Below are 12,584 nucleotides of genomic sequence, written 5' to 3' on the forward strand. Positions count from 1 at the left end.
TATAAGCAAAAATTCGTCGAACTTACGTTAATTTTCTATCTTTGCCCTTCGGAATATGAATTTGCGAGCGAAAATAGCGGTCGCGGCGGGTGTGCTGCTGCTGGCGGGCTGCCGGGAGCTGCCGCGTTATTTCGCCGGCGACACGACCATCGCGCGGGCCGGCGGCAAGGACCTGCGGCTGGGCGACGTGCGGTCGGTGGTCCCGCAGGGGCTTTCGGGCGACGACAGCGCGGCCTTCATGAAGGTTTACATCGACCGCTGGGTGCTCAAGCAGCTCAAACTCCAGGAGGCGGAGACGCTCTTTTCCTCTTCGGCGGGCGACATCGACAAGATGGTGGAGGAGTACCGTCAGGCGCTGCTGATCCGCCAGTTGGACCAGCATTACGTCGACCGTTCGATCGATACGGTGTTCACCGCCGACGAGATCGCGGCCTACTACAACGCCCACAAGGCCGACTTCAAGCTCGACCGCACGATCGTCAAGGGGCGCATCGTCCGTTTCGGCGAGGGATACCGGCAGGCCGCGAAGCTCAAGACGCTGATGGGGGCCAGGTCGGAGGCGCAGCAGCAGGATTTCAGGGACATCTGTGAAAAGAACGACTTCACGGTGGACGATTTCCGCGACCAGTGGATCGACTTCCCGGAGTTTTTGAGCTACCTCCCGACGCTGCGTTCGCAAAGTTACGACTCGGTGCTGGCGACCAATGCCGTGCAGGAGATGCGCGACAGCCATGCGCGCTACTATTTCCAGATCGACGCCGTGCTGCGCGAGGGCGAGCCGATTCCGCTCGAACGGCTGCGCGGGACGATCCGCCGCATCCTGTTCAACCAGCGCAAGGGCGAGATCATCCGCTCGCACGAGGAGGAGCTTTGCACCCGGGCCGCGGAGATGGGCGAGGTGAGGATTTTCGCCGACGAGAAACCGAAGAAAGACGAATAAAATAAAACGATAAACGAAACCAAGATGTTGAAAAAAGCTATGATGGCCGCGGCGCTCGCCCTGTTGTTCGCAGGCGCCCTTGCGCAGAAACGACAGGTGATGCTCGACAAGGTGGTGGCCGTGGTGGGCGGATCGTCGATCCTCTACTCCGAGGTGGACGACTATGCGCGCCAGCTGACGGAACAGCGCCGCCAGGAGGGGTACACTTCCGACCGCGACCCGATGAACGAGGCGCTCGAAGCGCTGATGACCCAGAAGCTGCTCTACAACCAGGCGCAGATCGACTCTGTGAAGGTCAACGACGCCGACATCATGGCGCGTGTCGAGGAGCAGGTGCAGCAGATGGTCGAGGCCGAAGGGTCGATCACCCGGCTCGAAGCCAAGCACCACATGCCGATCTTCAACATCCGCGAAATCATGCGTCAGCGTTACGAGGAGCAGGCCTATGCCAACTCCATGCAGAACGAGGTGGTCGACAAGGTGTCGGTGATCCCGGGCGAGGTGGAGCGTTTCTACAAGTCGATCTCGAAGGACAGCCTGCCGCTCGTCGCCGATCAGTATGTCTATGCGCAGATCACCAAGTTCCCCAAGTCGATGACCGCCGCCAAGCAGCGCACGCGCGAACGGCTGATCGACATGCGCGAACGCGTGATCACGGGCAAGGCCAAGTTCGAAAATCTCGCCCGCATGTATTCGCAGGATCCCGGCACGATGATGCGGGGCGGCGAGATGGACCCTTCGACGATCGAACAGCTCGACCCAGCATTCGGCGCGGCGCTGGAGAAGATGCGCCCCGGCCAGATCTCCGAGGTGGTCGAGTCGCAGTTCGGCTTCCACATCATCCAGCTTCTGGACAAGCGCGGCCGGCTCTACCATTTCCGCCATATCCTGCTGCGCCCGGTCTATACGACCGAGGAGTTGAGCGGTTCGCTCAATACGCTCGACAGCCTGGTGAAGGTGATCCGCAAGGATTCGATCACTTTCGAGAAGGCCGCGCTGCTCCATTCGGACGACGCGCAGTCGAAGATGAACGGCGGTATCGTCTCGAACCACGACATCCTGGAGCGTTTCAACGCCTTCGACGCCAAACTGACCGTCACGAAATTCCTCAAGGAGGACTTCGGCCGTTTCAAGAGCCTCGACGACTACAACGCCCTGAACCGGCTCAAACCCGGTGAGATTTCGGAGGCCTACCTCACCGAAGACATGCTCGGCAACCAGATGGCCAAGATCGTCAAGCTGGTCGAGGTGATCCCCACGCATACGGCTTCGCTCAACGAGGACTACCTGCGGCTCGAAGAGATGGCCCTGCAGGACAAGCAGGAGCGGGTCTTCAAGGAGTGGCTTTCGAAGAAGATCGACGGCATGTACGTCTATATCTCGCCCGAATTCCGCAACGGGGAGTTCGAGAACAAACACTGGGTGAAATAGGCCGTGCGCAGGCTCTTGTCCATAGCCGTCGTGGTGTTGGCCGCCGCCGTGGTTGCGGCGCGCGGCGGCATGCAGGCTCCGGAGCCGGAGGGCGAGAAAAAGCTCATCGACCTCAAATCGGACCTGATGGGACCTATCGCCCCGGGCGATTCGGTGGTTTTCCTGGTGGGGAACTTCGCCGCACAGCACAACGGCGCCGTCATCACGTGCGACTCGGCCGTGCGCTACTCCGATATGCGCATCGAGTTCTTCGGCCACGTGCTGATCAACAAGAATACCACTTATATTTACGGCGACAGGGCCGAGTACGACGGCGAGCTGAACGAGGCGCGGGTCTACTCCGACATCGTCAAGGTCGTCGACGGCGACGCCACGCTCTACACCTATAAATTCCTGTTCAACACCAAGGAGAACGTCGGCGAATTCGCCGACGGCGGGGTGATGCTCAACCGCGAGAACCTGCTCGAATCGGTCCGCGGCTACTACTATGCCGATACGAAGGAGCTGATCGCCGTCGACCGCGTCGAAATGCGCAACGACGAATACGAACTCAAGGGCGATTCGGTGGTTTACAACATGGCTACCGACAATGCCTTTTTCTTCGAGCGTACCAACATCTGGAACAAGGACGGCGACTATCTCTATGCCGACCGCGGTTCCTACGACAAGGCCGACACGCTCTACATCGTGACGCGCAACGGCTATATTCTGACCGAAAAACAGGAGATCTGGAGCGACAGCCTCCATTACTACCGCGCCGAGGACCATGTGATCCTGCGGCGCGATCTGCAGCTGGACGACGCCGAACACAAGGTGATCGCCTTCGGGGACTACGGCGAGTACTGGAAGGAGCCGGGCAATGCGTTTCTCACGCGCCGTCCCGCGGTGGTGAGTTACGACCTTTCGCAGGGTGACTCGCTTTTCATGCGCGCCGACTCGATGTACCTCTTCACGATCAATGAAAACGCGCTGCGCCGTGCCGCTGCCGCGGCCAAAGCCGACTCGCTGGCGCGCCTGAAAGCCGATTCAGCCGTTCTCGGGACGCCGCACCACCCGGCCGGGGGAGTTTCCGGAGGCCATCCTGCTGTGGATTCGCTCGGAAGGCCCCGCGTTCCGGATGCCGGTTCCGGTTCGCCGGAAGACGCCGCAGGGCCGGATTCGCTGGCCCGGCAGGAGGTCCCCGATTCGTTGCAGGGCGTTTCCGTTCCCGATTCGCTGGCCGTTCCGGCCGTCAATCCGCTCGATACGCTGGTCGGCGATGCCCGGAAAGCCTACCTCAAGGAGCAGGCCGCCAAGCTGAAAGCGGCTCAAAAGGCCGCGGCCGCCAAGGCCAAGAAGGAAAAACTGGAGGAGATCGCCCGGAAACGCCAGGAGAAGACAACGGCCAAACTGCTGGCCCAGAAGGAGCGGGAGGAGCGGCGCCTCGCTGCGCGCAAACTCAAGGCCGAGTCGAAACTCCGCGCCCGCCAGGCCCGTGCCGCCCGCAAGGGCAAGGTGATTCCGGTCGATTCCACGGCCCTGCGCGAGATCGACTCGCTGATCGCCCGCAACGACCGGGAGATGGATTCGCTGCTGTTGCAGATGTCCGATTCGCTGGCCGCCGACTCGCTGGCGATGCAGATTCCGGCCGACTCGGTCGATTCGCTCACCGACTCCGCCGACTCGGTTTACCGCCTGATGAAGGGTTTCCGCAATGTGCGCATTTTCCGTTCCGATTTCCAGGCCGTATGCGACTCGATGACGGCCATCAGCACCGATTCGACGATTCATCTCTACATCGACCCCGTGCTGTGGAACCAGGGCAACCAGATCACCTCCGACGTGATGGATATATTCACCGAGAACCAGCAGATCACGCGCGCCGAGTTCATCGGCACTCCGATGATGGTCTCCCAGCTCGATACGGTCCATTACAACCAGGTGGCGGGCAAGCAGATGACGGCGTGGTTCCGCGACAATCAGATCTACCGCAACGACGTGAACGGCAATGCCCAGACGATCTACTACATGCAGGACGGCGAGCCGCCCGAGATCACGGGCATGGGCGTCATCGAGAGCGGCGACTGTTCGTTCTACATCGAGGACAAGCAGGTCGTGACGATCGTCTACCGCAAGGACCCCGACTGGAACATCTACCCGATGGACAAGATTCCCGCCGACCAGGAGCTTTACCTCAAGGGGTTCAAGTGGGAGGGTGCGCGGCGTCCGACGCAGGACGCGGTCTTCGACCGCAGGATCCGGCCCTCGCAGCGTGAGGAGAAGACGCATCTCGCACATCCGGATTTCCCGCTGCTGAAAGCCCTGGAGGAGCGTAAGAAGCAACTGATCGAGGAGCGCCGCTGGGCCGACCGGAACGATCAGGTCGATGCCGCCACCGTGGAGTGGATGCGGGCGCTGGGCTTCGAAGTGGGCCAGCCGCGGGAGTCGGGACCCAAACTCTGAAAAATTGGAAAAAGGTGAAAAGAGGCAAAAACTTTTCACCTTTTTTGTGCTATTTTTGCAGCCCGTTGGAAAATTAATGATTCCGGTCCGATGAAGAAAAGTTTGATCGCTCTGGCATTCGGAACGCTTGCGCTCGGAATGGCGGAGTTCGTGATGATGGGCATTCTGCCCGACATTGCCCGCAGCCTCGGGGTTACGATTCCGGAGGCCGGACACCTGATCTCCGCCTATGCGCTGGGCGTCTGCTTCGGCGCACCGCTCACGGTCCTCGTAGCCCGCACCCGCCCGCTGAAGCACATCCTGCTGGCCCTCGTGACGCTGATTATCGTCGGCAACGCCTGCGCGGCCCTCGCGCCGAACTACTGGACGCTGGTGGCCATGCGCTTCATCTCGGGACTTCCCCACGGGGCCTTTTTCGGCGTGGGGTCGATCGTCGCCGAGCGCGTCGCCGACAAGGGGAAACGCGCCGAAGCAGTGTCGATCATGGTCGTCGGAATGACCGTCGCCAATCTGTTCGGCGTGCCGCTGGGAACCTACATCAGCGGGGCCGTGACGTGGCGCGCCACGTTCGGTATCGTCGCCGTGTGGGGCGCCGTGGCGCTGCTGCTCGTGAAACTCTGGGTCCCCGCCCTTCCGGCTCTGCCCGACACGGGGCTTAAAGGGCAGTTCGGCTTTCTGAAAAAGTTCGCCCCGTGGCTGGTGCTCCTCTCGGTGATGCTCGGCAACGGCGGCATCTTCTGCTGGTACAGCTACGTCAGTCCGCTGATGGTCCACACCTCGGGGTTTCGCCCCGAGGACCTGACGCTGATCATCATGCTGGCCGGTTTCGGCATGTTCGCCGGCAACATCGTCGGAGGCCACTATGCCGACCGCTTCACGCCCGAGAAGGTCGTGCGCTTCACGCTCGGCGTGGCCGTTCTCGCACTCGTCGGTATCTTTTTCGGGGCGCATATTCCGTCCCTCTCGGTGACGCTGATGTGCCTCACGACGGCGTGCCTGTTCTGCGTGTCGTCGCCCCAGCAGCTGCTGATCCTCGAAAACTCGCGGGGCGGCGAGATGCTCGGCGCGGCTCTCGTGCAGGTGGCCTTCAACCTCGGCAATGCGCTGGGTGCCTTCTGCGGCGGCCTGCCGATCGACCATAAACTCGGTTACCGGTACACGGCCCTGCCGGGCGCGGCCTTCGTGCTGCTGGGCATGCTGGCCGTCATCGTCTACATCCGGAAATATCCCCGACATGAACTGCGATAACAGCGAAGAACTCTTTCCCGTGGTCGACACGGCGGGAAACGTCGTCGGCAAAGCCTCGCGCGGCGAGTGCCACGGCGGATCGATGCTCCTGCACCCGGTGGTGCATCTCCACGTCTTCAATTCGCGGGGTGAACTCTACCTGCAAAAACGCCCCGCATGGAAGGACATCCAGCCCGGACGCTGGGATACGGCCGTGGGCGGCCATGTGGACTACGGCGAAACCGTCGGCGAGGCCCTGCGGCGCGAGGTGCGCGAGGAGCTGGGCATCACGGATTTCGTGCCCGGGGCGGTCGCGGTCTATCCGTTCCGCTCGGAGTGCGAATACGAGCTGGTCCATGTCTTCCGCACGGTCTACGACGGGGTGGTCCGCCCGAGCGGAGAACTCGACGGCGGGCGTTTCTGGTCTCCGGACGAAATCCGCGAAAACCTCGGACGGGGCCTCTTCACGCCTAACTTCGAGGGCGAGGTCGGGTTGATTCTCGGGTAACCCCGTTGTCCGTACCGGCGTCGTTTCCGGGTTTTCGGCCGCCGCTGCGGTTGAGGCCCGAAAATTGATACGGGTACGTACATGCAGACACTTCTGAAACGTTGGACGCACGCCCTGCTCGAATGGCTGGGCCTGACTTCGGCCGCCAGCGATACGCTCGACCGCTGGGCGGCTTTCGTGCTTGTGGTGCTGGCCGCCGTGGTTTTCGACCTGCTGTTGCAGCTGGGAATCGTGCGCGGAGTGCGCCGGCTGGTGGAGCGCACCCGGGCCAAGTGGGACGATACGCTTTTCAGCGTTCCGGTTCTCCGGTGCATGTGCCATATTTTGAGTGCTATCCTGCTGGCCGTCGTGCTCCCGGTGGTCTTCGAGGAGAAATCCACCGGGCGCGTCATCGTCCTGCGGCTCATGCAGGCCTATATCGTCTTTTCGGTTTTCCGCTTCGTCAACGCGCTGCTCTATGCCGCCTTCCGCATCGCCGCAGCACGCCCTGCCTGGCAGAACAAACCCATCAAGGGCCTGCGGCAGACGGCGCAGGGCATCGCGCTGCTGATCTGCACGATCCTGATTATTTCGATCCTGCTCGACAAGTCGCCCGCCATTCTGCTGACGGGGCTGGGCGCCTCGGCAGCCGTGCTGATGCTGATTTTCCGCGACAGCATCCTCGGCTTCGTCTCGGGCATCCAGCTCGCGGCCAACGACATGCTCAAGGTCGGGGACTGGATTTCGGTCCCCAAGTACGGGGCCGACGGCAACGTCGAGGAGGTGTCGCTGACGACGGTCAAGATCCGCAACTGGGACAACACGCTCGTCATGCTGCCGCCCTATCTGCTGACGACCGATTCGTTCACCAACTGGCATGCCATGCAGCTTTCGGGCGGGCGGCGCGTGATGCGCTCGGTGGCGATCGACATGACGAGCGTGCGTTTCTGTACGCCCGAGATGCTGGACCACTACCGCACGATCGACCTGATCCGCGACTACGTCGATCAGACCGAACGCCGTGTCGAGGAGTACAACGCCGCGCACGGCATCGGCTCCGGAGAACGGCGGATCAACGGCCTGCATCAGACCAACCTCGGGGTTTTCCGGGCCTACCTGGTCCGCTACCTCCGGAGCGAGGTCCCGGTGAACAAGGATATGACGCTGATGGTGCGGCAGTTGCAGCCCACCGAAACGGGGCTTCCGATGCAGCTCTATTTCTTTACCGACACGGTCGTGTGGGTGGATTACGAAGGAATTCAGTCGGATGTCTTCGACCATGTGCTGGCCGTGATTCCCGAATTCGGGCTGCGGGTCTTCCAGAATCCGTCGGGTGAGGATGTCGCCTCGCTGCGCAATGCGTTTTCGCAGAACGCACAGATGCCGCCGCAAACGCCGCCGCCTTCCGCTCCACAAGCTGCACAGACGCCGTCGCAGACGCCGCCGTCCGTCCCGCAAAAGCCGCAGGCGGAACAGCCCGCTTCGGAAGAGGCTAAAGCACCAGCATCAGCATCACCTGAATGATGATCACGCGCAGGAACATGCACACGGGATAGACCGTGGCGTAGGATACGGAGGGGTTGTCGCCTTCGATCGTGTCGTTCACGTAGTTGAGCGCCATCGGGTTGGCCATGCTGCCGCACAGCAGTCCCGAGACCGATCCGAAGTCGACCTTCAGCACCCGCAGGGCGAACAGCCCCACCAGCACCACCGGCACGAACGTCAGTGCGAATCCGATGCCGAGCCACAAGGCTCCCTCGGGACGCATGACGGTTTCGAAGAAGTGTGTTCCGGCATCCAGCCCGAGGCATGCGAGGTACATCGAAAGGCCCAGCGCGCGCAGCATCAGGTTGGCGCTTTGGGTGGTGTAGGTGATCATGTGGAGCCGGGGCCCGAACGTGCCGATCAGGATGCCGACGATGATCGGGCCGCCCGCGAGGCCCAGTTTCACGGGAATCGAAATCCCGGGGATCGCCACGGGGATGCTCCCCAGCGTGAGGCCGAGGATCAGGCCGATGAACACCGCTGCGAGGTTGGGTTCGTTGAGGCTTTTGACGGCGTTGCCGAGGATTTTCTCGACGTTGCGGATCGCCTCCGCCTCGCCCACCACGGTCAGACGGTCGCCCAGCTGCAAACGCAGGTCGGGGGTGGCCAGCAGCTGCACGCCCGAGCGGTAGACGCGGCTGATGTTGATGCCGTAGGTATTCCGCAGGCGCAGCTGCGAGAGTTTCTTGCCGTTGATTTCGGGGCGCGTCACGAGGATGCGCTGCGAGATGAGCTGGCTGTCGACGGCGTTCCAGTCGATGTTTTCCGTGTTCCAGTCCTTGGTCTCCTGTTCGCCGAAGATCAGCCGCAGGGCGTCGGCTTCGCCGGGCGTGGTGATGACCAGGATCACGTCGTTCTCCTGCAGGGTCTTGTCCGAGGTGGGGATCGAAACCCGGCCGTCGCGCCACAGGCGCGAGATGACGAAATGGTGGTGGCTCTGCGTCGCGATTTCGTGGACGCTCTTGCCGAAGACCGCGGGATTGGTGAGGTGGTAGCTGGCGATGAAGACGTTCTTGCGGTGCTCGGCGTCGGGTCCCGGCATGTCGCAAGGGCGCACGAAGAGCTTGCGCAGGAAGACCACGGCCAGAATCACGCCCACGACGCCCAGCGGGTAGGCCACGGCGCAGCTCAGCGCAGCTCCGTTGGCGTCGATGCCCATTTGTTGCAGCGTCTGCTGCGCGGCGCCCAGCGCCGGGGTGTTGGTCGTCGCGCCGCACAGAATGCCCGACATGTCGGGCATCGAGACCCCGAAGGCGCAGCTCATCGCCATGGCCAGGGCCGTTCCGAGCAGCACGATGGCGATGGCGGGGGAGACGAGCCGCAGTCCGTCGGCGCGCATCGAACTGAAGAAACCCGGTCCCACCTGCAAACCGAGAGCGTAGACGAAGATCACCAGTCCGAAACTTTCGGCGTAGGTCAGCATCGCCGGGTCGAGCGAGAGGCCGAAATGCCCGGCCAGAATGCCCACGAAGAAGATGAAGGCCGTGCCGAGCGAGATCCCGAAGAAGTGGATCTTTCCCAGTCCGATACCGATCGTCGAGATGAGCGAAATCACCACGACGGCCTGCAAAGCCGAGTGCTCGACGAGCAATTCTTTAAGCCATTCCATCCTTTCAACTGTTGAAACCGTTGCAAAAGTAGGTCAAATTTTCCGGATTGCCGCTTTTTTGCAGAACGAAAAGTGGTTCGTATGCGTCCGGGCGTATTATTTTGCCTTTTCGGGGTATGACATTTTGGTCGAGCCTTATTACAAAAACGCCCCGCCTATTGCGGGCTGGGATAATTTGTTTACTTTTGTACTGCTGGGATAAACACAGATCATCAGTGACGCACGAAGGACTTTTCCGCCGGAGGAGGTCCGGGATTCAATCCGGCAGCCGCCTGGATTCTTCAGGGACCTGGTGTTCCGGGTAGCAGTGAGGGTGACCGTTTCAGGTCATCCTCTTTGTTTGAATTCGTATATTAAAATTCCCTTTTTTCAGAGTTGCAACGGTTTTCCGCGGTAGAAATCGAGAACCTTCGAACGGAAAACGAACTCGTATTTGGCCTGCACGGCTTCGGATTCGGCCTTTTCCATGCGTGTCTTGGCGTCGTTGAAGTCGAAGATCGTCGACCTGCCGGCTTCGGCTTTCTGCTCCTCGTAGGCGAACGCCACCTTCGCCGAGGCCGAGGCGGCCTCCGCCGAGTGGTATTTGGCATAGGCGGCGTCGGCGTTGTACCATGCCTGCTCGATCTGCTTGCGCAGGTCGCGTTCGGCTTCGGTGACGGCGAGCTGCTGGCTGCGCACGGCGATCTGCGCCTTGCTGATGTTGTTGCGCGCGGCCCGGCGGTTGAAGATCGGGATGTCGAGCGAGACGCCGACGTATTCGCGGCTGTTATGGCGCATCTGCGCCCAGAATTTGTCCTTGTCGGCGCTGTAAATTCCCGTGCCGTATCCGCCCGACAGCGACAGCGACGGATAGAGGTCCGCGCGGGCTACGGCGACCGAATGTTCCGAGCCTTCGAGCCGCAGCCGTTCCGCGCGGATGTGCGGCCGGTTCTCGGCGGCGTAGGCGTATACGTCTTCCACCGAGCCGAGGCGGTGGAGCGAAGCGAGGGTCATGCTGTCGAGCGCAGGCTCTACGATGTCGAATCCTGCGGCGCTCTCGCGGTTGAGGGCCTGGCTTAAATCGAGCAGGGCCAGCCGCAGGTCGTTGCGGGCCTGGGTGAGCGTCAGCCGGTCTTTGGCCTCGAGGGCATCGCTCTCGTAGACGGCCGATTCGGGCTGCTTGCCCGCGGCGGCCAGCGCACGGCTGCGCGCGGCCTGCTGCGTGCTCAACGCCAGCTGGCGTTCGGCCACGCCGACCAGTTCCTTGTTGTAGAGTACGTCGAGATAGAGTGTCATGATGTTGATCGACACGTCCTCGCGGGCTTTTTCCAGGTCCTGCACCGCGGCCGCGAGGTTCAGTTTCCCGGCCTTGATCTGGCGGTTGATGCGCATGCCCTGGAAAAGCGGCATGGAGGCCGAGACGTTGAGCGATCCCGAGGTCTGGTTCTTCTCCTTATAGGTGTTGTCGCTCGAAAGCACGCGGCCGAACGAGGCGTCGGCGCCGGCCGAAGCGTTCAGGCTGGGCAGGCGGCTGAACCGGGAAGTCGAGAGATCGATGCTGTTGCGTTCGATTTGCAGCGCCCGCTGCTGTACGCTGATGTTGTTGTGCAGAGCGTAGCCGATACAGTCGTCGAGCGACCATGCCGCACCCGGCGCCGGTTCGGTCGGTTCCGCAATCACGGGTGTATCCGGAAGCAGTACCGGTTCGGCGTTTTTCAGGGATGCGTTCTGCGCGCAGACCGCCGTTGCGGCGGCGCACAGGGCGGCGAGTAGGATGCCGGTTTTCATGCTGCGGTGTTTTTGCGGTTACTTTTTCTTCTTCTCCTCCTTGACGCCGCGGATCTTGTCTCCGGCGGCCACGCCTTCGGTGATCTCGATGTTCATGCCGTCCGAAAGGCCGATTTTCACCTCGTGCTTGTCGAAGGTCTGCTCCTCGGCCCCTTCGGCGCTGGTGAGCATGTGTACGTAGGTTTTGTCGCCCTCGAACTCCACGGTGCTCTCCGGGAGGGTGAGCACCCCTTCGCGGCTCTGGATCATCACGCTGGCGTTGGCGCTGTACCCGGCGCGTACGAAGACGTCGGCGGGAATTCTCACGGCGGCCTTGACCTCGAACAGGATCACGCCGTTGTCCTCCGTGGCCTTGGGCGACACGTACTCCAGCGTGGCGTCGAGTTCGACGTTCTGCAGGGCGCCGATGGTGAGTTTGACGGGCATGCCTTCGTGCAGTTTGCCCACGTCCGTCTCGTCGACGTTGCCCCGGAAGAGCATGTTCGACATGTCGGCCACGGTGGCGATCGTCGTGCCGTCGTTGAACGTGTTGGCCTGGATCACCGAGTTGCCGACCTTGATCGGCACGTCGAGGATCATGCCGTCGATCGTCGAGCGAATCTGCGTGTTGCTCAACTCCTTGAAGCGACTCGAAATGCCGTTCTTCACGATCTCCAGGTTCTCCCGGGCGTTTTGCAGCTCCTCTTCGGCCTTGTCGAGGGCCGTGCGGCCCTGCTCCGCCTCCTCGTCCGAGACGACGCCATTTTCGTGGAGGGCCTTCGTGCGGTCGTACTCGCGGCGGGTCTGCGCCAGCGAGATTTCGGCCACCGAGACGCGCGATTCGGCGCTCGACAGCTGGCCCATTTCGGGCACGACCTTCACCGTGGCGATCACCTCGCCCTTGCGGACGAGCTGCCCGGCCTCTTTGTAAACGTCGGAGATGATGCCCGAAATCTGGGGTTTGATCATCACCTCGTCGCGGGGTTCTACCTTGCCCGTGGCCACCACGAACTGTTTGAGCGTGTCCAGTTTCGGCTCCACGATCGTGTAGACGACCTTCACCGGACGGGTCTTTTGCCACAGAAACCAGAAGGTTCCCAGTAAGAGCGCTGCAAAGAGCACTCCGGCAAAAATCTTCAGAAACTTTTTCATAGCCG

Annotated in this window: 9 protein-coding genes; 6 read left to right on the plus strand and 3 right to left on the minus strand. The window is 61.8% G+C overall.

The genetic code is table 11. The features are described from left to right. Window positions 1-55: 55 nt before the first annotated feature. The 6 genes from ACGHP5_RS10930 (at window position 56) to ACGHP5_RS10955 (ending at window position 8,051) form a co-directional block, all read left to right on the plus strand. Window positions 56-940 (plus strand): hypothetical protein, encoded by an 885-nt coding sequence (locus ACGHP5_RS10930; RefSeq protein WP_295902807.1) that lies wholly within the window; start codon window positions 56-58, stop codon window positions 938-940. Between the two features lie 24 nt (window positions 941-964). After that, entirely contained in the window at window positions 965-2,371 is a 1,407-nt protein-coding gene (locus ACGHP5_RS10935) for a peptidylprolyl isomerase (RefSeq protein WP_290533101.1), read from the plus strand. A gap of 3 nt (window positions 2,372-2,374) precedes the next feature. After that, window positions 2,375-4,813, plus strand: coding sequence for an OstA-like protein (locus ACGHP5_RS10940; RefSeq protein WP_337757379.1), 2,439 nt, complete (start codon window positions 2,375-2,377; stop codon window positions 4,811-4,813). Window positions 4,814-4,903: 90 nt separating this feature from the next. Next, window positions 4,904-6,061 (plus strand): MFS transporter AraJ, encoded by a 1,158-nt coding sequence (araJ, locus tag ACGHP5_RS10945; protein WP_337757381.1) that lies wholly within the window; start codon window positions 4,904-4,906, stop codon window positions 6,059-6,061. Next, complete coding sequence (locus tag ACGHP5_RS10950; protein WP_337656955.1) at window positions 6,048-6,548, plus strand: NUDIX domain-containing protein; 501 nt, start codon at window positions 6,048-6,050, stop codon at window positions 6,546-6,548. The genes araJ and ACGHP5_RS10950 overlap by 14 nt, the downstream gene beginning before the upstream one ends. An 81-nt stretch (window positions 6,549-6,629) precedes the next feature. Next, the gene (locus ACGHP5_RS10955) at window positions 6,630-8,051 is read left to right on the plus strand and encodes a mechanosensitive ion channel family protein (protein ID WP_290533097.1); all 1,422 of its coding nucleotides are present in this window, start codon (window positions 6,630-6,632) and stop codon (window positions 8,049-8,051) included. Here ACGHP5_RS10955 and ACGHP5_RS10960 read toward each other — a convergent pair. The 3 genes from ACGHP5_RS10960 to ACGHP5_RS10970 form a co-directional block, all read right to left on the minus strand. After that, on the minus strand, window positions 8,020-9,681 hold the full coding sequence (locus tag ACGHP5_RS10960; protein ID WP_390566763.1) for a putative transporter: 1,662 nt from the start codon (window positions 9,679-9,681) through the stop codon (window positions 8,020-8,022). The two genes, ACGHP5_RS10955 and ACGHP5_RS10960, sit on opposite strands and share 32 nt — an antisense overlap. Before the next feature lie 369 nt (window positions 9,682-10,050). Continuing rightward, window positions 10,051-11,448 (minus strand): TolC family protein, encoded by a 1,398-nt coding sequence (locus ACGHP5_RS10965; RefSeq protein ID WP_337773350.1) that lies wholly within the window; start codon window positions 11,446-11,448, stop codon window positions 10,051-10,053. Window positions 11,449-11,466: 18 nt separating this feature from the next. After that, window positions 11,467-12,579, minus strand: coding sequence for an efflux RND transporter periplasmic adaptor subunit (locus tag ACGHP5_RS10970; RefSeq protein WP_290533094.1), 1,113 nt, complete (start codon window positions 12,577-12,579; stop codon window positions 11,467-11,469). Window positions 12,580-12,584 lie beyond the last annotated feature (5 nt).

Source organism: Alistipes sp. i18-0019-D1, assembly GCF_042852885.1.
GTDB lineage: Bacteria > Bacteroidota > Bacteroidia > Bacteroidales > Rikenellaceae > Alistipes.